General features: G+C 71.5%; 15 protein-coding genes. 6 read left to right on the top strand and 9 right to left on the bottom strand.

The window, feature by feature from the left end:
* Positions 1-10 precede the first annotated feature (10 nt).
* Positions 11-961, bottom strand: coding sequence for a hypothetical protein (locus AB0L91_RS04005; RefSeq protein ID WP_365007170.1), 951 nt, complete (start codon positions 959-961; stop codon positions 11-13).
* A gap of 477 nt (positions 962-1,438) precedes the next feature.
* Between AB0L91_RS04005 and nrdF the strand changes: the two genes are divergently transcribed.
* Entirely contained in the window at positions 1,439-2,401 is a 963-nt protein-coding gene (gene nrdF / locus AB0L91_RS04000) for a class 1b ribonucleoside-diphosphate reductase subunit beta (RefSeq protein WP_019048442.1), read from the top strand.
* A gap of 59 nt (positions 2,402-2,460) precedes the next feature.
* Here nrdF and AB0L91_RS03995 read toward each other — a convergent pair whose 3' ends face one another.
* The gene (locus tag AB0L91_RS03995) at positions 2,461-3,420 is read right to left on the bottom strand and encodes an AraC family transcriptional regulator (RefSeq protein WP_365007169.1); all 960 of its coding nucleotides are present in this window, start codon (positions 3,418-3,420) and stop codon (positions 2,461-2,463) included.
* A 110-nt stretch (positions 3,421-3,530) separates the two neighbouring features.
* Here AB0L91_RS03995 and AB0L91_RS03990 point away from each other — a divergent pair, with 110 nt between their 5' ends.
* Both AB0L91_RS03990 and AB0L91_RS03985 read left to right on the top strand, forming a co-directional pair.
* Positions 3,531-4,226, top strand: a complete 696-nt coding sequence (locus tag AB0L91_RS03990) for an alpha/beta hydrolase (RefSeq protein ID WP_365007168.1) — start codon at positions 3,531-3,533, stop codon at positions 4,224-4,226.
* A gap of 82 nt (positions 4,227-4,308) precedes the next feature.
* A complete protein-coding gene (locus tag AB0L91_RS03985; RefSeq protein WP_365007167.1) occupies positions 4,309-5,466 on the top strand; it encodes an epoxide hydrolase family protein in 1,158 nt (385 codons plus the stop codon).
* Position 5,467: 1 nt separating this feature from the next.
* Here the strand turns inward: AB0L91_RS03985 and AB0L91_RS03980 are convergent, their stop codons facing one another.
* The gene (locus AB0L91_RS03980; protein ID WP_365007166.1) at positions 5,468-5,848 is read right to left on the bottom strand and encodes a hypothetical protein; all 381 of its coding nucleotides are present in this window, start codon (positions 5,846-5,848) and stop codon (positions 5,468-5,470) included.
* A 154-nt stretch (positions 5,849-6,002) separates the two neighbouring features.
* On the opposite strand from AB0L91_RS03980, the gene AB0L91_RS03975 reads away from it, so the two are divergent.
* A complete protein-coding gene (locus tag AB0L91_RS03975; RefSeq protein ID WP_365007165.1) occupies positions 6,003-11,795 on the top strand; it encodes an amino acid adenylation domain-containing protein in 5,793 nt (1,930 codons plus the stop codon).
* A 35-nt stretch (positions 11,796-11,830) separates the two neighbouring features.
* Here the strand turns inward: AB0L91_RS03975 and AB0L91_RS03970 are convergent, their stop codons facing one another.
* The gene (locus AB0L91_RS03970) at positions 11,831-13,387 is read right to left on the bottom strand and encodes an AMP-binding protein (protein ID WP_365007164.1); all 1,557 of its coding nucleotides are present in this window, start codon (positions 13,385-13,387) and stop codon (positions 11,831-11,833) included.
* A gap of 37 nt (positions 13,388-13,424) precedes the next feature.
* On the bottom strand, positions 13,425-14,702 hold the full coding sequence (locus AB0L91_RS03965; protein WP_365007163.1) for a lipase family protein: 1,278 nt from the start codon (positions 14,700-14,702) through the stop codon (positions 13,425-13,427).
* A 95-nt stretch (positions 14,703-14,797) separates the two neighbouring features.
* Here AB0L91_RS03965 and AB0L91_RS03960 point away from each other — a divergent pair, with 95 nt between their 5' ends.
* Positions 14,798-15,478 (top strand): TetR/AcrR family transcriptional regulator, encoded by a 681-nt coding sequence (locus tag AB0L91_RS03960; RefSeq protein WP_365007162.1) that lies wholly within the window; start codon positions 14,798-14,800, stop codon positions 15,476-15,478.
* 11 nt (positions 15,479-15,489) lie between these two features.
* Here AB0L91_RS03960 and AB0L91_RS03955 read toward each other — a convergent pair whose 3' ends face one another.
* Together AB0L91_RS03955 and AB0L91_RS03950 are read right to left on the bottom strand one after the other, a co-directional pair.
* Complete coding sequence (locus tag AB0L91_RS03955) at positions 15,490-15,858, bottom strand: hypothetical protein (RefSeq protein ID WP_365007161.1); 369 nt, start codon at positions 15,856-15,858, stop codon at positions 15,490-15,492.
* Positions 15,859-15,918: 60 nt separating this feature from the next.
* Positions 15,919-16,356 (bottom strand): hypothetical protein, encoded by a 438-nt coding sequence (locus AB0L91_RS03950; RefSeq protein ID WP_365007160.1) that lies wholly within the window; start codon positions 16,354-16,356, stop codon positions 15,919-15,921.
* 110 nt (positions 16,357-16,466) lie between these two features.
* Between AB0L91_RS03950 and AB0L91_RS03945 the strand changes: the two genes are divergently transcribed.
* Positions 16,467-17,036: a TetR/AcrR family transcriptional regulator gene (locus AB0L91_RS03945; RefSeq protein ID WP_365007159.1), complete on the top strand. Its 570-nt coding sequence runs from the start codon at positions 16,467-16,469 to the stop codon at positions 17,034-17,036.
* 149 nt (positions 17,037-17,185) lie between these two features.
* Here the strand turns inward: AB0L91_RS03945 and AB0L91_RS03940 are convergent, their stop codons facing one another.
* The gene (locus tag AB0L91_RS03940) at positions 17,186-18,094 is read right to left on the bottom strand and encodes a dioxygenase (RefSeq protein ID WP_365007158.1); all 909 of its coding nucleotides are present in this window, start codon (positions 18,092-18,094) and stop codon (positions 17,186-17,188) included.
* Between the two features lie 97 nt (positions 18,095-18,191).
* Positions 18,192-19,283, bottom strand: coding sequence for an ABC transporter substrate-binding protein (locus AB0L91_RS03935; protein WP_365007157.1), 1,092 nt, complete (start codon positions 19,281-19,283; stop codon positions 18,192-18,194).
* Positions 19,284-19,327 lie beyond the last annotated feature (44 nt).

Genomic DNA, 19,327 nt, shown 5'->3' with positions numbered 1-19,327 from the left:
CGCGCCCGCCTCAGCGCAGCAGCGGCAGGGTCTCGCGCATGATCTGCTCGGCGGCGCCCGAATCGGCGGTGACCGAGACCGTGGGAACGCGCGGGCCGAGCAGGGCGTCGGTGGGCCCGGGCGCCATGGCGGGGCCGACGATCGCGGTCAGCGAGGCGATACCGGACTGCGCCGCGGGCGCGTCGAACCGGTAGACCTGCCGCGCGCCCACCGTGAAGGCCGGGGTGTCGTCGGTGATCGAGCGTTCCTCGTTGTAGTCGTAGGTGATGATCGCCTGGTGCCCGTCGATGGTCAGCCTGCACGTGGTGACGGCCTGATCGGTGACCGGCACCCGGACCCCGAGCAGCGGCGCGACCGCGCACGGATCGGCCCCGGTGACCACCGTCCGATCCGAATCGGGCGAGCTGCCCTGCGCCGGGTCCGTGCGCCACGTGGTCAGCGCGATCCGCATCAGCGCCTCCGCGGTGGTGCACGCGTCCCTCGGCGCGCGCACGCTCATCGACAGATCGGCGCCCGCGACGAAGCGCGCCCACACCTGGCAGCTGCCGCGCACCTGGGGGTCGGCCGAACCGGAGGGTTCGTCGTCGAAGAGGACCCGCACATCGCCCATGGCCTGCTCGGTCACCGGGGCGTCCATGGTGGGCTCGCCGGAGAACATCACCCCGGTGGTCCAGGTCGCGTCGATGCCGGTGAGGTGCCCGTCGACCGCGATCCCCATCCGGCACTGGTTCGGGTGCACGTTCTCCACGTCCCGCACCGTCCCCAGCGCGGCCACCGCCGCGCGCGGGATCAGCGCGCACGCGTCGATCGCCCGCACCTTCCGCAGCACCGCCGCCTTCTCCTGATCGGAAACCGCCGCGGTGGACCAGAATCCGCCGGTCGGCATGGTGTCCGGCGCCTGCGTCCGCTGGCACGCGAGCAGGGTCAGGGCCACGGCGATGAGCGGGACCAGTCGGCGCACGTCAGTCCTCCCGGAACGGTTCGGCGGTGTGGCTCATGATGTCTCGTCGTCGGGCACGCGGATCTGCCACGGCTGGAACGGTTTTCGGGACGGCGGTGCCGAGCGGCCGACGAAACATGGTGGATCCCCCTGTCGTGATCGCGCGCCCGTGACAAGGACCCACCAGCCGCAGTTTGCCGGGTGCCCGGGGAGAATGCAAAGCACGGCGAGTGGCCGGATTCACAGGGCGGGTCGTGGCCGCATGCCGGTGGCGGATCACGGGTGATGCGATGGTGGCGTGGCGGCGGTCGTGCCGCACAATAGGGGCCGCGTGTGTGGCGCGGGTGTCCGGTCGCAGTGGTCGGGCTCGGCGCGCCGCAACACAAGCTGTTGTGCTCACGGGAGTTGTCACCCACTACGAGTAGTGTTCAGGGTGAACGAGCTCGTGCACGGCGGCGGTGCGGGTCAACGGTGGAGGCAGAAAGGTGCGGAGGCGGAATGAAGCTCATCGATCGGGTAAGCGCCATCAACTGGAATCGGGTGCCCGATGAGAAGGACGCCGAGGTCTGGGATCGCCTGACCGGCAACTTCTGGCTGCCGGAGAAGGTGCCGGTGTCCAACGACATCCCCTCCTGGAACACCCTGACCCCCGACGAGAAGCAGCTCACCATGCGGGTCTTCACCGGCCTGACGCTGCTGGACACCATCCAGGGCACCGTCGGCGCGGTCTCGCTCATCCCCGACGCGCTCACCCCGCACGAGGAGGCGGTGTACACCAACATCGCGTTCATGGAGTCGGTGCACGCCAAGAGCTACAGCTCCATCTTCTCCACCCTGTGCTCGTCGAAGGAGATCGACGAGGCGTTCCGCTGGTCGGAGGAGAACCGCAACCTGCAGCGCAAGGCCGAGATCGTCCTGTCGTACTACAACGGCGAGGACCCGCTCAAGCGCAAGGTCGCCTCCACGCTGCTGGAGAGCTTCCTGTTCTACTCCGGCTTCTACCTGCCGATGCACTGGTCCTCGCGGGCCAAGCTCACCAACACCGCCGACATGATCCGCCTGATCATCCGCGACGAGGCCGTGCACGGCTACTACATCGGCTACAAGTACCAGAAGGGCCTCGAGCTGGTCTCCCAGGCCGAGCGCGACGAGCTCAAGAACTACACCTTCGAGCTGCTCTTCGAGCTCTACGACAACGAGGTCGACTACACCCAGGACCTCTACGACGAGGTCGGGCTGACCGAGGACGTCAAGAAGTTCCTGCGCTACAACGCGAACAAGGCGCTGATGAACCTCGGCTACGAGGGCCTGTTCCCGAAGGACGAGTGCGAGGTGAACCCGGCGATCCTGTCGGCGCTCTCGCCCAACGCCGACGAGAACCACGACTTCTTCTCCGGCTCGGGTTCCAGCTACGTCATCGGCAAGGCGGTCAACACCGAGGACGAGGACTGGGAGTTCTGAGCGAACCCCCGCACTGACGACGACGGCGGCGCACCTGCTCGGGTGCGCCGCCGTCCTCGTCAGTGCGCGCGCTTGCGCCAGCGCAGTGGCGGCATGCCGTAGCGGCGATGGAAGGCGCGGTTGAACGCGGCCTCGGAGTGATAGCCGACCGCGCCCGCGATCCGGCCGACCGGTTGTGCGGTCGAGCCGAGCAGATGCGCGGCGTGTTCGAGGCGCCGGTCGGTGACGTAGGCGCCGGGCGACTGCCCGAGCAGCCGGGTGAACCGGTCGGTGAAGGCCGAGCGGGACAGCCGGGCCAGCGCCGCCAGCTCGGCGACCTGCCACGGGTGGTCCGGGCGGTTGTGGATCGCGGTGAGGACCGGGCCGAAGGCCGGGTCGAGGGCTGCGGTCAGCCAGCCGGGCGCGGTGTCGTCGGCGGCCGACCAGGTGCGCAGCGCGTGGATGAACAGCAGGTCCAGGATGCGCGAGATCATCACGCCCGCACCGGGTCTGGCGTCGCTGACTTCGGCGACGAGCAGATGCAGGCTCAGGGTCAGCCAGTCACGCTCGGCGCCTGCCCGGATCAGCACCACGGCGGGCAGCACCGACAGCAGCGGGTCGGCGATCACCTCCTCGACCTCGAAGGTGCCGGTGACCCAGCGAGGCGCCGCCGGATCGGCCAGGTCGTCGACGCGGCGGAACGTGTCGGCGGTGGTGAGGCCGCGTTCGGCGAGCGCCGGGGTGCCCGCGCCGAGGACGTGGCGATCACCGCGGGCGAGCAGAGCCATATCGCCCTCGCGCAGGGTGAACGAGCGGCCGTCGACGTGCAGTTCGAGCTCGCCGCGCTCGGCGATGTGCAGCAGTCGCAAGCCGGGCCCGATCGCGATGGCGAACGGCGCCGGGGGTGCGCAGCGGGCGAGCCGATCGCCGCGCAGCCGGACGGTGTGCAGGATGTCCGAGAGGGCGTCCAGCTCGGTATCGGGCGCGAGGGGATCGGCTGCGTCTGGTTGATCGGCAAATTTTCCCGGTCCATCGGTCATGGTATTTGCCTCATCATCCAAATATCGTGGATCCTGCTCGTCGCGTCAATCGTCTCGCAACGCACCGGACGATCCGGCCGCCGAGAACCCGACCGAGAGAAAGGCATCTCATGGCTGCCAAGCCGACAGTTGTTCTGGTTCATGGTTTCTGGGGTGGCGCCGCGCACTGGGCGAAGGTGATCGTGGAACTGAACCGGCGCGGTTATCCGGTGCTGCACGCGGTGGAGAATCCGCTCACCTCGCTCGCCGACGACGCCGAGCGGACCAGGAAGATGGTGGCCCAGGTCGACGGACCGGTGCTGCTGGTCGGCCACTCCTACGGCGGTGCGGTGATCACCGAGGCCGGTGACCTGCCCAATGTCGCCGGCCTGGTCTACGTCGCGGCCTTCGCGCCCGACGCGGGGGAGAGCCCCGGTGCGATCAGCGAGCAGCACCCGCCCGCCGCGTTCGCGAACATCGCGCCGGATTCGGACGGCTATCTGTGGATCGCGCAGGACAAGTTCCACGAGAGCTTCTGCCAGGACCTGACCGCCGAGGAGGCGCTGGTGATGGCGGTGACGCAGAAGGCACCGCTGGGGTCGACCTTCGGTGACACCGTCACCGCGCCCGCCTGGAAGGTCAAGCCCACCTGGTACCAGGTGTCCACCGAGGACCGGATGATCCACCCGGACAACGAGCGGCGGATGGCCGAGCGGATGAACCCGCGCGCGATCGTCGAACTCGCCGCGAGTCACGCGTCGCTGGCCTCGCAGCCGGGGGCGATCGTCGACCTGATCGACACCGCGGCCGCCGCCGTCGCGAGCTGAATCCGCTACGCCGCCCGCTGTTTTCACCGGCGGGCGGCGTAGCAGGTTCCCGTGCTCTGGATTCGTCCGTAGCGTCGCTGGTATGAGCAACGCGATCACCCCGTTCCGGATCGACATCGCCCAGCGCGAGCTGGACGACCTGCGTCGCAGGCTGACCGACGCGCGCTGGCCCGCCCAGCAGCCCGGCGCGGAGTGGAGCCGCGGCGTTCCGGTCGCGTACCTGCGGGAGCTGGCCGAATACTGGCGCACCGGCTACGACTGGCGCGCGGCCGAGGCGGAACTGAACTCCTTCCCGCAGTTCACCACCCAGATCGACGGCCAGCGCGTCCACTTCCTGCACGTGCGGTCGGCGCGGCCCGACGCGACGCCGCTGCTGCTCACGCACGGCTGGCCGGGGTCGATCGTCGAATTCCTCGACGTGATCGGGCCGCTCACCGATCCGGGCGCGCACGGCGGCGATCCGGCCGACGCCTTCCACCTGGTGATCCCGTCGCTGCCCGGCTACGGCTTCTCCGGTCCGGTGTCCGATACCGGCTGGAACCCGGCCAGGATCGCCGCCGCCTGGGTGGAGCTGATGGACCGGCTCGGCTACGAGCGGTTCGGCGCCCAGGGCGGCGATTGGGGCGCGTTCATCACGCCCGAGGTCGGGCGGGCCGGCGGTGACCGGGTGATCGGCGTGCACGTCAATGCCGCGACCGTCGGCTTCCTGCCGTTCGGCCCGGTCACCGACGCGGACAAGGCGACGATGACCGCGGCCGAACTGGCCCGGCTCGACCGGCTCGCGCTGTTCAAAGGCGAGGGCAACGGCTACTTCCGGATCCAGGCGTCCCGTCCGCAGACCCTCGCCTACGGCCTGCACGATTCACCGATCGGTCAGCTCGCGTGGATCGTGGAGAAGTTCAAGGAGTGGACGTTCCCGGCCGACGGCCTCCCGGAGGCGGCCGTGCGCCGCGATCGGTTGCTCACCAATGTGATGCTCTACTGGCTCACCGGCACCGCGGGTTCCTCGGCCGCCCTGTACTACGAGGCGACACACACCGCGTCCTGGCCGACCACCCCGTCGGTCGCGCCGACGGGTGTCGCGGTGTTCGCCGAGGACGTCGCGATCCGCCGCTACGCCGAGGGCAACGCGCGGATCGTGCACTGGTCGGAGTTCGACCGGGGCGGGCATTTCGCGGCGATGGAGGCGCCGGACCTGCTGGTCGGCGACATCCGCGCGTTCTTCCGCGGCCTGCGCTGACTCAGCGGTCCCAGGGCGCCCGCAGGTCCGGGTCGTCGAAGGCCTTCGCCGCGTCCAGGTAGAGCTGGGAGATCCGGTGCTCGACCCGGGTGCGGTCCGCCTCGGGGAGGTCGGCCTGGCCGAGCCGGGCCGCGGCGTTGGTGACGGCGTGGAAGACGCGGGTGGGTTGCCCGTCGATGATGTCGGCGACCGGGAACTTGTAGTCGGCCTCGGTCGCCGGGTTCCCGCCGGGCTGCCGGTACAGGTAGATGCTCGCCAGCTTCAGCGGATCGCCCTTGGCCCATTCGAGCGCGTCGTGCTCGGCCCGATGCCCGTTCCACGGATGGTCGCGCGGCGCCCACGGCAGGTCCAGATCGGCGGCGTTGTCGGAATCCTGTGCCATGTCTTCTCCTCGTACTGCGGCGACGGAGCAACGGCGCCGAACGGCGCGACGTCATGGATCAGTGTCAGCCATGATAGCAATCACGCTGCTACCTGCGGTTTGCCCATGGAAATCGGGCTTTTCCGATCCGCGTGGTTGCCGATCTAATCGGAGCATGACCGCGATCGGACAGCAGGCCATCCTCGGTGACATCCTCGATCGCGGCGGTGCGGGCGCGGGGATCGCCGTCGTCGACGGTGGTGGTGCGAGCTGGACCTACGCGGAGCTGTCCGGGGCGGCGCATCGGCTCGCCCGCGAGCTGGTCACGCACGCGGTGGGGCCGGAGTCCGTGGTGGTGCTGGCCCTGCCGCGCTCGGCGGAGCTGGTGCGCGCGGTGTGGGCGGTGGCCGCGACCGGCGCGGCCGTCCTGCCGATCGATCTGCGGCAGCCGCAGGCCCGGCGCCGCTATCTGCTGGCCGATGCCGCGGCCACGATCGGCATCACCACCCGGTCGATGCTCGCCGACCTGCCGACGTGGATCACCTGGCTGGTGCTCGACGATCCCGACCTCGCGCAGCGGTGCGCGCGGCACGATCCGGCCCCGCTCACCGATGCCGACCGGGTCGCGCCGACGCATCTCGATCAGCTCGCCTATGTCCTCTACACCTCCGGGTCGACCGGGGCGCCGAAGTCCGTCGCGGTGACGCACCGCGGGCTCGCGACACTGGTCGCGGCGGTGTCGGCGCGGCTGGGCTCGCTCGAGCGGGCGCGCGTCCTCCAGGTCAGCTCACCGGGTTTCGACCTCTTCGTGCTCGAGCTGATGCTGACGTTCACCCACGGCGCGACGGCGATCATCGTGCCCCCGGAGATCACCGGTGGCGGCGAACTCGACGAGCTCGTCGCCGAGCGCGCGGTCACCCACGCGGTGCTGACGCCCGGGGTGCTGGCGACTCTCGACGCGGCACGCCATGGGACGCTGCGCGGGCTGGTCGTCGGCGGGGACGTCTCGGATCCGACACTGGTGGCGCGCTGGGCGCCGGGGCGCGTCTACGTCAATGCCTACGGGCCGACTGAGACGACCGTCTTCGTCACGGCGGCAACACTTTCCGCTGGCGAGCCGGTGCTGCTCGGTGCGGCGTTCGACGGGTGGTCGGCGCGGATTCTGGATGAGCGGCTGCGTCCTGTGTCACCGGGCGAGCTCGGCGAGCTGTACCTGGCCGGGCCCGGTGTCGCGCGTGGGTACCGGCGCAGGCCCGCGACGTCCGCGACGCGTTTCGTGGCCGATCCCTTCGGCCCGGCAGGCGCGCGGATGTACCGCACGGGCGACCTGGTCCGCGCGCACCGCGGCGACGCGGCGGCCCTGGAGTTCCTCGGCCGCACCGACTTCCAGCTCAAGGTGCTCGGCGTCCGGGTGGAACCGGGCGAGATCGACGCCGTCCTCACCGGGCACGACGCGGTGCGCTCGGCGATCACGACCGGGTGGGAGACCCCGGCGGGGGCACGGGTGCCGGTGAGCTATGTGACCGCCGAGCCGGGCCGTGCCGTCGATACCGGCGCGCTGCTGACCTTCGCGCGGAGCAGGCTCGCCGCACACGCGGTCCCCGCGACCGTGATCGTCCTCGACGAACTGCCGTTGACCCCGGTGGGCAAGGTCGACCGGGCCGCGCTGCCCGCGCCGGTGTTCGCCTCCCAGGGCGGTGCGGCGCCGACGGATTCGGTCGAGCGGCTGATCGGCACGGTGATGGCCGGGCTGCTCGGGGTGGAATCGGTGGCCGCCCAGGACGACTTCTTCGCGCTGGGCGGGAACTCCCTGCTCGCCGCCCAGCTCGGGGCGCGCGTCGGCGCCGCGACCGGCAAACAGATCCCGGTGCGCACCGTGTTCGACGCGCCGACCGTGGCCCGGCTCGCCGTCGCGATCCGTCAGCTGGCGCAGGCGGCGCCGCGACCGCCGGTGACCCGGCGGGCCCGGCCGGCGTCGCTGCCGTTGGCGCCCGCCCAGCAGCGCCTGTGGGTGCTCAACCGGATCGACCACCGGTCGCCTGCGGACAACATCGCGCTGACCGTGCGGCTGCGCGGCCCGCTGTCGATCGACGCGCTGCGCGCCGCCCTCGACGATGTCGTCGCCCGGCACGAACCGCTGCGTACCCGCTATCCCGATCGCGACGGGGTCGGCGTCCAACACGTCGTACCCGTCGAACACGCGCGCACCGCGCTCCGGCCGGTACCGGTGCGGCCCGCGGAACTCGCGGACGCGGTGGCCGAATTCGGCACGGCCGGATTCGATCTCACCGTCGATCCGCCGCTGCGCACCCAGCTCTTCGGGCTGGACGATCGGGAGCACGTGCTGGCCATTGTCGTGCATCACATCAGCGCCGACGGCTGGTCGCTCGGTCCGCTGCTGCGGGATCTGCTCGGCGCCTACGCCGCTCGGCTGCGGCATCGGGCGCCGGAGCTCGCGGCGCTGCCGGTCGACTACGCCGACTACGCACTGGCCCACCAGGAATGGCTCGCCGACCCCGCCGGTGCGGCGACCTTCGACAGTCAGCTGCGGTACTGGCGGGCACGGCTGTCCGGCCTGGCTCCCCGGTTGCCCCTGCCGGTCGACCGCCCGCATCCGCCGGTGGCGTCCGGGCGCGGCGCCGTCCTGGATCGCACGCTCGACGCCGAGCTCACCGCCGCCCTGCGCCGGATCGCGGTGGCGCACGGCGCGACCCAGTTCATGGTGGTGCACGCCGTGCTCGCGGTCGCGCTGGCCCGCTCGGGCGCGGGCGCCGATATCGTCGTCGGCACGCCGGTGGCCGGGCGCGGCGGCCCCGAACTGGACGATCTCGTCGGCATGTTCGTCGCCATGGTGGCGTTGCGCACGACCGTCGATCTCGCGCAGTCCTTCGCGACCCTGCTCACCCGGGTCCGCGACATCGACCTCGGCGCGCTCGCCAACGCCGACATCGGGTTCGAGCGGGTCGTCGAGGCGCTCGATCCGCCGCGGACCCGGGCCCATCACCCGGTGTTCCAGGTGGTGCTCACCGCCGAGACGCGGGTCGAGCCGATCGCGGCCGATCTCGGCGGGCTCGTCGTCGAACCGGTCGAGCCCACCGCGACACCGGCGAAGTTCGATCTCCAGGTGACGATGTCGGATCCGGCGGCCGACACCCTGCGGCTGACCCTCACCTACGCGACCGACCTGTTCGACCGCGACACCATCGCCCGGTTCACCGAGACGATCGAGCGCGTCGCCCGCGCGGTCGCCGCCGATCCGGCCCGCACGGTCGGCGACATCGCGCTGGTCGACCCGGCCGAGGCGCCCGCCGCACCCCGCGCCGACCATCGCACGCTGCGCGATCTGTTCGACGTCGCCGCGCATCGGCATCGGCACGCGGCGGCCGTGCGCGCGGGGGCCACCACCCTCACCTATCAGGATCTCGACGACCGCAGCGCGGACCTGGCACGGGAACTCGTCGCCCGCGGTGCGGGGCCTGAGCGGCGGGTCGCGGTGGTCGTGCCCCGGTCGGCCGAGCTGGTGGTGGCGATCGTCGCCGTGGTGCGCAGTGGCGCGGCCTACGTTCCCATCGACCCCGGGAACCCGCGCGAGCGGATCGACTATCTGGTGGCCGATGCGCGCCCGGTCTGTGTGATCACCGAGGGGCTTGTCGTCCAGGGCGTCGAGTCCAGCGCCGCGCACTCCGCGCCCGGCACGGATGCCCTCGCGGAGATCCTTGCCGCACAGGAACTCTCGGCTCGTTCGATGGTCGAGGCAGTACCCGTCGGCGATCGGCAGCCGACCGATCCGCGGCGCGACGGGGTGGCAGGTCCGCTCTCCGCCCGGACGGACGGCATGATCCACGCGGCGAACCTCGCCTACGTGATCTACACCTCCGGGACGACCGGAGCGCCGAAAGGCGTTGCGGTGGAACATCGCCAGGTCGTCGCCCTGCTCGACCGGACCCGGCGGGTGCTGTCCACCCGATCGACCGATGTCTGGGCGCTGTTCCATTCGACGGCCTTCGACTTCTCGGTGTGGGAGCTGTGGGGTGCGCTCACCACCGGCGCGGCGCTCGTCGTGGTCGATCAGGACACCGCGCGCTCGCCCGAGCACCTGCGGCAACTCCTGGTGCGCGAGCAGGTCTCGATCCTCGGACAGACGCCGTCGGCCTTCGCCGGTCTGGACGACGCCGACGCCCGCGCCACGGGTGTGCCACTGTCCCTGCGGCGCATCGTGTTCGGCGGCGAGGCGCTCGACCCGGGCAGGCTCGTCGCGTGGCGCGATCGGCACGGCGCGGACGGACCGCTGCTGGTCAACATGTTCGGTATCACCGAGACCACGGTGCACGTCACCCACGCGACCCGCACCGACGGTGGTCACGACCGCGCGGGCAGTCCGGTCGGCCGACCGCTCGACGGACTCACCGTTCACGTCCTCGACGACCGGCTGCGGCCGGTGCCGACCGGCGTCATCGGTGAGATCTATGTCGGCGGTACCCAGGTGACCCGCGGCTACCTGCACCGCCCCGGTCTCACCGCCACCCGCTTCGTCGCGAATCCCGCTGTGGCGGGCGGCATCCTGTACCGCTCTGGCGACCTCGCCCGCCGGACCCGCGAGGGCACGCTCGAGCATTTCGGTCGCGCGGATCGGCAGGTGAAGATCCGCGGGTACCGCATCGAGCCCGCCGAAATCGAAGTGGCGCTGCTGGAATGCCCCGGCATCGCCGCCGCCGTCGTCGTGGAGCGTGCCGACCCGGCGACCGGACGACAGCTGATCGGCTACGTCGTGCCCGGTGGTGGCGAGCGGATCGACGGGGCCGAGGTCCGCGCGCAGCTGCGGGATCGGCTGCCGGAGTACCAGATTCCGGCGGCGGTCGTAGTCATCGCGAGTCTGCCGCTGACGCCGAACGGCAAGCTCGACCTCGCGGCACTGCCGAGTCCGGCCTTCGGTTCCGCCGCGTACCGTGCCCCGGCGGGCACCGTCGAACCCCGCGTCGCCGCCGTCTTCGCCGAGTTGCTCGGTCGCGACCGGGTCGGCGCGGACGACTCGTTCTTCGACCTCGGCGGCAACTCGATGGTCGCGACCCGCCTGGTCGCGCGCCTGCGGGCCGAACTGGCCACCGATGTCGCCCTGCTCTGGCTGTTCACCGACCCCACCCCGGCCGGGCTGGCTCGCCGTATCGCCGAGGATACGGCGAGCGCCGACGACTCCATGCTGACGCCGATGCTCGCCCTGCGCCGTCAGGGCAGCGGCGCGCCGCTGTTCTGCGTCCACCCGGTGGTGGGGCTGGCCTGGAGCTTCGCCGGGCTGACCGGTGAACTCGACTGCCCGGTCTACGGGCTGCAGGCGCCGACGATCGCCGAGGACACCGCGCCGCCGGAGTCGCTCGACGCGCTGGCCGAGGACTATGTGACCCGGATCAGGGCGGTCCAGCCGCACGGACCGTACCGGCTGCTCGGCTGGTGCGTCGGCGGCGTGATCGCCCACGCCATGGCGGTGCGGTTGCAGGAGCTGGGGGAGCGGGTGACGGTCCTGGCCATGCTCGACTCCTTCGTCGGCGATGTCGGCTACCGCAGCGAGACGCTGGTGACGGTCGGGGACCTGCTCGGCCAGTTCGGCACCGACCACGAACTCGCCACGCCGGTGGCCGAATTCACGCCCGACGACGCCGTCGCGCTGGTCGCCGAGCTGCCGGGACCGTTCACGGAACTGACCGCCGACCGGGTGCACCGGATCTTCGCGGGCATCGTGCACGCCCAGGTCATCGCCGCGGCGCACCGGGCCCGCGTCTTCGACGGTGACCTGCTGTTCTTCACCGCGGGCCGCGACGATCGCGGCGCGGGGCGGGCCGCCGGGGCGTGGCGCGACCACATCGGCGGCGTCATCCGCGATATCGCGGTCGACGCCACCCACTGGGACATCACCGGCGCGCGAGCCCTGACCACCATCGGACCCGCGCTGGCCGCGGCGCTCGACCGCGCGTGAGCCGGTGGCGGCGACCCCTCGCCGCCGCCACCGCGTCAGCGCAGCGCCGCCAGGCCGATCCGGTCGATCTTGCCGGTCGGTGTGCGCGGGAGTTCGTCGACGAACACCACGTCGCGGGGCGCTTTGAACCGGGCCAGGTGGGACTTCACATAGGTACGGACGGACTCGGCGTCGAGCTCGCCCGCGCGGACGACGAACGCCGCCAGCCGCTGCCCGAACTCCTCGTCCGGCACCCCGACCACCGCGGCCTCGGTGACCGCCGGGTGCCGGTAGAGCAGGTCCTCGATCTCGCCGGGGAAGACGTTCTCGCCGCCGGAGACGATCATGTCGTCGTCGCGGCCGTCGATGAAGAGCCTGCCCTCGGTGTCGAAGTGGCCGAGGTCGCCGGTGCTCATCAACCCGCCGCGCAGCTGTTTGGAGCCGCCGCCGGAGTACCCGTGGAAGGCGATCGAGTTGCCGACGTGCACGGTGCCGACCGCGCCCGGCGTGGTGACCAGGGTGTCGCCGTCGTAGAGCGCCACCGTGATCCCGACCGGCGCCCGGCCGACCGTGCCCGGCGCGGCCAGCCAATCCCGCGGCGTGGCGATGGTGGCGGTGCCGGTCTCGGTGCAGCCGTAGAAGTTGTAGATCACCGGGCCGAAGACCTCGATCGCCCTGTTCCCCAGGGCCGACGGGAGCGCGGCACCGGCGGTGAACACGATCCGCAGCGCACCGGTATCGGTGGCGGACAACGCCTCCGGGCCCAGATCGAGGATGCGGCGCAGCATGGTCGGGACGAGCACGACCATGTCGGCGCGATGCTCGGCGAGCTGGTCCAGGGCGCGGCGGGCGTCGAACCTGCCGTGCAGCACGATCGTCGACCCAAGATTCAGCGACAGGATGAACTGCGACAGCGCGGTGCCGTGGAACAGCGGCGCGCACAGCAGCACGGTCTGCCCGCGCCGCAGCGGCACCCGATCGACGAATTGCGCACCGGCCAAAGGTGATTCGACCCGGCGCGGAGCGCCCTTGGGTGTCCCGGTGGTGCCGCCGGTGAGCAGGACGAAGCCGCCCTGCTCGGCCGGGACGGGCGCACGGGCCCCGGTGTCGGGGCCTTCGGTGTCGAGCCGGGTGACGCCGTCGGCGACGGTCTCGGCGAGCGCGGCCAGGCTCGGGTCGAGGACCAGCGCCGCGACCTGCTCCCTGGCCAGCACATCGCGCAGCTGCGCCGCGCCGAACCCGGTGTTGAGCAGCACCAGCCGGGCGCCGAGCTTGCCCGCGGCGGCCATGGTTTCGACCAGGCGCCGGCCGTCGGGGCAGAGCACGCCGATGGTGTCGTCGGCGGTGATCCCCGCCGCGTGCCAGCGGCCCGCGATCGCGTCGGTCCGCCGGTCGAGTTCGCCGTAGCTGATCCGGTGTGCGCCGTCGACGAGCGCGATCCGGTCGGGCGTGCGGCGGGCCGAGGTCAGGATGCCGCCGGCGATCGGGCCGTAGGTGCGCATCGCGCGGGCCGTGTGGACGAGCCGGTCGGGGCGCCGCAGGTCGATCAGTCCGGCGCGCTGCATGGCGCGCAGCTGCCGCGCCGTGGTGGCCGCGGTGTGCGTCCAGGTCATCGCGAAACTCCTTGTCGGCGGGTGGTATCGGGCCGGATCAGCACAGCGTCGGCCCGGGATCGGCGCCCGCGGTCACTGCCAGCAGCCAGGCGACGGTGCCGAGCTCGGGCACGATCTCGGCGCTGATGTGCTCCGACATCGGCACCCGGAACATGCGCATGTTCACCCCGCGCGCGCAGTAGTCGGCGGCGATGCGGTCGATCGCGAGTTCGGCGGGCAGCAGCTGGTCGGTGGTCGAATGCCACATGAGCAGCGGCATGTCCGGGGTGTTCTCGGGACGGCCGAAGCTCGCCGCGGCGAGCCCCTCGTGCGCGGCGGCCAGCGCGGCGGCCGGATCGGTCAGGTAGTCGGCGACCGGCCGCAGCAGGGTGGAGCCGACCGCGGTGTAGAGGCAGCGGTCCGACAGATCGCGCGCGACCTGCTTGCCCTCGGGCGTGAGGTAGGTCTGCAAGGCCTGGTCGAACTCGGGATATTCGCGCGCCAGACCCAGAATGGCCAGCCAGCCGGTGAAGTTGGCCTGCGGCTGGGCGCCGGAGATGGCGAAGGGCGCGATCGCGACCTTGTCGCCGGGGATGCCACCCTGCGCGCTGGCCCGCAGCGCGAGCTCCGGCGCGTAGCCGCGGTGCTGCTCGGCCGCCGACGCGGAGGAATTGCCGCCGCCGGAGTACCCCCACAGGCCCACCGGCGACGCCTCGAGGCCGAGGCCGCCGCGCTGGGCCGCCCGGATGCCGTCGAGCACCATCCGGCCCTCGGCCGGGGACATGATCGTGTTGCGCTTGCCGTCGAAATCGGTGACCACCACCGCCGCGCCCGCCGCCAGGAACTGGCCGATCGGCGCGACCTCCTTCTGGATGCCCGCGCGCAGCGTGTACGAGGGATTGCACTGCTGGCCGAGGCTGTCGATCGCCTCCTGATACGAGATCAGCGGGCGCGCACCGGGACCCAGCCACGGGATGCCGGGCATCAGCACAGTGGTCGCGGTCGTGATCGGGTTGTCGCGGGCGTCGGTGCTGCGGAACAGGAGCTGGGTGGTGTGCACCGGGACCGGGATGCCGAGCGCATAGGTCTGCACGATCCGGCTGCGGATCACGTCGCCGTTGGCGTAGGCCGCGACATCGGCCGGATCGGCGTACCAGGGGTCCTGCTGCGGGGTGGGCAGTGGCACGACCGCCGGATAGACCTGCGCCTCGTTCGGCAGCGGGGGGATCTGGAAATCCTCGGCCCCGGCGGGGCTCGCGGTCATCGCCAGCACGACGGCCAGCAGGGCGGGCACGCCGAGGCGCCGGGATCGGTGGGTGGCCGTGCTGCGCTGCATGGCATCTCCTTCGGTAGGTGATCCCGATTACAGCAGGTTCTCTTGTTATGAACAAGAGCCCTTGTTCATATTGCGCGATCGGTAGGCTGAGCTGCGTGACGTCGACCGAGAAGAGTCCAGTTCGTTCCCGGCGCATCCAGGGGCTGGACGCCGAGCAACGCCGCGCCCGCAGGCGCGAGCAGATCCTGGCCGCCGCGTTCGAACTCATCGCCGCCGAGGGCTACGTCAACACCGCGATCGAGCAGATCTGCCAGACCGCCTTCGTCGGTAACAAGGCCTTCTACGAGCTGTTCGACAGCAAGGAGTCCTGCTATCTGGCGCTGCTCCAGCAGCTCAGCGAACGCGCCCAGGCCGAGGTCGCCACCGCGCTGGCCGAGTGCGCCGGCGGTCGCGACGAGGTGGTGTCGGTCGTCCTCGCCGCCTTCGCCCACTCCCTCGTCGACGACCCGCGCGTCGCCCAGGTCACCTTCGGTGAGGCCAGCGGCATCTCCGCGAAGGTCGAACAGCAGCGCCGCACCAACCGTCGCTGGGCCGCCCAATTCCTCGAAACCCTCTGGCGCGAATACGGTTTCGTCCCCGCCACCGGCATCGGCCTCGACCTGCACGCCCTCGCCGTCTCCACCATCGGCGGCCTGTTCGACACCGTCGCCGACTGGCTGCACCGCACCGGCGCGGGCACCACCGGCGACATCGACACCCTCATCCGCGACCTCACCGCCTTCACCGACATCGTCCATTTGGGCTTGGCGGCCGCGGCGGCCCGGTCAGCGGACTGAGGGCGACTGGTTCAGAGAATCTCGATCTGGACGGGATCCGGCAGGATTCGAGGCCGATCGTCGGTGTACCAGGCGTACTCGATGCCGCTGAGCCAACCATTGGCGACCCACAGGATGAGCTCGCCGACGGGAGCCCCGTTGGAGTCGGTGACGGCTCCGTTGGCGAAGATCCCATCGGCGGAGTCGACCGCCTGTTGAGGCCCCGGCAGCACAACGAGGTCGACGCTCGGCGACCCGACACCCCACGTGGCGACGACCTGGGTGTACGGGATCTGCATCAGGTATTCACCTGCGCCGGTGCCGCCGGCTGACAGCAACTTGGTGACAACTTCGGATTCGAGGTCGGTCAGAGGTCGTGGCTCAACGGGGATGCTGCTCATCGGTCTCCTCGTGGTCTGGGAACTGTCCTGCGCACCGTCGGACGCTCGCTGAGCTTCGACTCAGCCGAGCACCACCACCGCGCAGGCTGCGAGGAACAGGGCCTGGAGGGCGGTGCGGGCGGGGAGGGGCATGGTTTTGATGCCCAGGTCGGCGTGGGCGGCGCGGATGTTGGCGGGGAACATGGCCAGGAGCAGGGCGAACAGGCAGGCGGCGGACAGGGGGGCGGTTGCCGGGATGAGCAGGCCGACGGCGCCTGTCAGTTCGAGGACGCCGGTGAGGGTGACCAGGGCGGCCGCGTTGGGGAGGCGGGGCGGGACCATGGCGATCAGGGCGGTGCGGCGAGGATCGAGGAAGTGGGCGCTCGCGGTGAGGGCGAACATGGCGGCCAGGCCGAGGGCGATCGCGCGGGGCCAGGAATCCAGCCAGGACACGTCGGTGAGCAGGCCGATCAGCCTGGCCAGGGCGGTGACGACGGTGAGAACGATGAAGGGGGCCATGGGAACTCCTCGAAGCGGTGCCGACTGGCCTGCTGCCAATCTTGACACTGGAAAGATTGACACCGAAAGTCGAACTTGTCAATGACAAGTTTGTGCGTCAGGATCGAGGCATGACCAAGACCGGGTATCACCACGGGGATCTGCGGGCGGCGCTGCTCGACTCGGCGGCCGAGCAGATCGCGGCCGAGGGCGTCGAGGCGGTGTCACTGCGCGCGCTGGCGCGCCGGGCCGGGGTCTCGCACGCCGCCCCCGCCCACCACTTCGGCGACCGGGCTGGCTTGTTCACCGCCCTGGCCATCGAGGGATTCGACCTGCTGGCAAAGGAATTGGCGGCGGCGGGCGAGGACATGCGGGAGGTCGCGGTCGCCTATATCCGCTTCGCGCTGAGCAACCCGGGCCGGTTCGACATCATGTACCGGCGCGAGGTGCTGCGCGCCGACGACACGGAGCTGCTCGCCGCCCGCGCGCGGTCGGGTGCGGCGCTGCGATCGGGGATCGCCGAATTGCAGTCCGGGCAGTCGCCCGATCGGCAGCGCTCCACGCGGCTTGCCGCCTGGTCGCTGGTGCACGGATTCGCGACACTGTGGCGGGAGGGGGCGCTCGACGGATCGGAGCTGGCGTCGTCGGCGGATCCCGAGGTGCTCGCGCGCGAGATGCTCGCGACGGTGCAGTTCGACTGACGACACAGAGCCTGGTCGGCCCCGATGCTGTGCGCCACCACGACGCAGATCTGAACGCCCCGCGCGCTGACCGGATTCGCGCTGAACGCCCCGCACGCTGACCCTGATCCGCGCTGCCCGAGGTCCGCTCGGGGCCGGGTCTGTATCGACTACCTGGGCGGCGCCCCGCCGGGACCCTGACCGCCGGGCGGCGGGGATCCCGCCGGACCGCCGCCGGGCGGCATCCCGGGAGAACCGTTGCCGGACTGGGTGTTCTGCGACTTCGCGGCGACACCGACGGTGAGGGAGACGGCCATGGTGGTGGCCGGGGTCCCGGTGACCGTGGCGAGTTCGGCGTCCCAGCCGTCGCCGAAGACATTGTCGGAGGACAGGGTCACGCCGGACATGTTCCGGACGCTCGCCGAATAGCCGGAGTCGGCGGCGAAGACGGCTTCGCAGGAATCCTGCGGAAGGGCGATCTGGGAGGTGAGGCGGGCGTTGTCACCGGCCACGGCGGTGGCGAGATCGTCGTAGACCTCGAAGTGGATGTGCGGCCAGCGGCCCGCGTAGCAGGCGGGGAAGATCGAGGTGAAGCGGACGGTGCCGGTGTCGTCGGCGACCTGGACGCCGCGCAGATAGTTCTGATCGGTGACGCCCTCGCTGTAGAGGGAGTAGCGGCCCTCGCGGTCGCAATGCCAGACGTAGACCGCCATGCCCGCGCCCGCCGCACTCGTGGTCAGGTCGCGCAGGTTCAGCGTGAGGGTCATCGGAACACCCTGGGCGACACCGGAGTACGCGCCGAAGCTGGTGGTGAGGTCGGAGCGGACCACACCCGATTCGATCAGCACATTGGGGCCGTTGGAACCGTCACCCGGGTACGGGCCCGCCGTCTCCTGCGGCGCCGCGGCGGGGGTGGCCTGGTCACCGGTGGTGGTCGCGGTGCCGGTGCCGCCCGAATCGGTCGCCGAGGCGCAGGCCGCGGCGGCGGTCGCCACGCCCGCGGCGCCGATCAGGCCGAGGATCCGCCGTCGCGACATGACCCGCAGGTCGTGCCCGAGTCCGAGATCGTGGTCGTCCATCGCTGCTCCTTCGCTCGTACCGTGTCCTCGACGACGGTAGGCGCGGGCGCTGCGCCGGAGCTGGGAGGACGCTGGGTGTTCGCTGGGAGCCCGGCGCTCAGTCGGTGACGTACCCGTTGAGGCTGTCGCGCAGGTCGGTCAGGATCGCGCGGGCGGCGGTCAGGCCGGTGGTGTGCCAGACGCTGTCGTCGACGGCGAACACGCGCCGATCGGTCGAGGCGCCGAGCTCGGTGAACTCGTCGGAGCGCAGCACCCGCCTGCCGTGGTCTTCGCCCGGCTCGCCGTCGAACATCACGTAGATGATGTCGCCCTCGGCCTTGGTGGCCAGCTCCGCGGTGGTGATGTCGTAGGAGGTGCCGCGCTGCGCGGTCGGGCGCTGCACGCCGACATCGGAGAGCACCTGGGCCGCGAAGGTCTCGCTGCCCTGCACCTGGGTGGCGTCGGCGGTGAAGCGCAGCACCGATGCCTGCGACTGGCTCGCGTTGAGCGCGGGGCCCAGGTCGCGCGCCTCGGTGAGGTAGTTCCGCAGGGCGGCGTCGGCGGCGTCGCGGCGGCCCATCCCGGCGGCGTAGGCCGCGAAGTCGGACTGCCAGCTGCCGCCGGACCCGACCAGGACCGTCGGCGCGATCGCGCTCAGCGCCGCGTAGCCGCCGGCCGGGGCGACGTCGCCGAGGATCAGGTCGGGCTTCAGTTCGGCGATGCGCGCCGGATCGGGCTGACCGATCGAGCCGACGCTGGGCACCTTCAGCACGCCGTAGCCGAGGTACATCGGCTGCGAACGCTCGCCGTCGAGGGTGACCGCGCCCGCGACGCGCTCCCACAGGCCCACCGCGCAGGCGGCGTCGAGCGCCGAGCTGGTGAGCACCACGATGCGCTGCGGGTCGGCGGGGACCTGCGTGGTCCCGGCGGCATGGGTGACGGTGCGGGTCGCGCCGGCGGCGGGATCGGGAGCGCTGGGCAGCGGGCACGCGGTCGCGGTGTCCCTGGCCACGCCGACGACACCGGCACCGGCGATATTGGTGGTGGTCCGGATGATCGTGCTCGCGTCGTCGTGCTTGTCCGCGCAGCCCGCGCTGACCACGGCGACGCAGACCAGCGCGGCGACGGCGAGGACGCCACGCGAGCGGACGCGAACGCCCTGCTCGGCGGTGCGACGGAATCGGGTGCGTACTCGGGCGCTCACCGGCATGCGCACGAGGGTACTGCGTGGCGGGCGGGCCCGGCGCCGCGGGT

The organism is Nocardia sp. NPDC051833 (assembly GCF_040681225.1).
GTDB lineage: Bacteria > Actinomycetota > Actinomycetes > Mycobacteriales > Mycobacteriaceae > Nocardia.
This window is presented reverse-complemented; position numbering and strand designations above follow the sequence as displayed.

What these genes read in the sequence shown, in the direction of transcription:
- AB0L91_RS03965 (WP_365007163.1), bottom strand. Translation starts at nt 14,702, where the DNA reads ATGCAGCGCAGCACGGCCACCCACCGATCCCGGCGCCTCGGCGTGCCC.
- AB0L91_RS03940 (WP_365007158.1), bottom strand. Translation starts at nt 18,094, where the DNA reads ATGGACGACCACGATCTCGGACTCGGGCACGACCTGCGGGTCATGTCG.
- AB0L91_RS03990 (WP_365007168.1), top strand. Translation starts at nt 3,531, where the DNA reads ATGGCTGCCAAGCCGACAGTTGTTCTGGTTCATGGTTTCTGGGGTGGC.
- AB0L91_RS03950 (WP_365007160.1), bottom strand. Translation starts at nt 16,356, where the DNA reads ATGGCCCCCTTCATCGTTCTCACCGTCGTCACCGCCCTGGCCAGGCTG.
- AB0L91_RS03975 (WP_365007165.1), top strand. Translation starts at nt 6,003, where the DNA reads ATGACCGCGATCGGACAGCAGGCCATCCTCGGTGACATCCTCGATCGC.
- AB0L91_RS03945 (WP_365007159.1), top strand. Translation starts at nt 16,467, where the DNA reads ATGACCAAGACCGGGTATCACCACGGGGATCTGCGGGCGGCGCTGCTC.
- AB0L91_RS03955 (WP_365007161.1), bottom strand. Translation starts at nt 15,858, where the DNA reads ATGAGCAGCATCCCCGTTGAGCCACGACCTCTGACCGACCTCGAATCC.
- AB0L91_RS03980 (WP_365007166.1), bottom strand. Translation starts at nt 5,848, where the DNA reads ATGGCACAGGATTCCGACAACGCCGCCGATCTGGACCTGCCGTGGGCG.
- AB0L91_RS03995 (WP_365007169.1), bottom strand. Translation starts at nt 3,420, where the DNA reads ATGACCGATGGACCGGGAAAATTTGCCGATCAACCAGACGCAGCCGAT.
- AB0L91_RS03970 (WP_365007164.1), bottom strand. Translation starts at nt 13,387, where the DNA reads ATGACCTGGACGCACACCGCGGCCACCACGGCGCGGCAGCTGCGCGCC.
- AB0L91_RS03935 (WP_365007157.1), bottom strand. Translation starts at nt 19,283, where the DNA reads ATGCCGGTGAGCGCCCGAGTACGCACCCGATTCCGTCGCACCGCCGAG.
- nrdF (WP_019048442.1), top strand. Translation starts at nt 1,439, where the DNA reads ATGAAGCTCATCGATCGGGTAAGCGCCATCAACTGGAATCGGGTGCCC.
- AB0L91_RS03985 (WP_365007167.1), top strand. Translation starts at nt 4,309, where the DNA reads ATGAGCAACGCGATCACCCCGTTCCGGATCGACATCGCCCAGCGCGAG.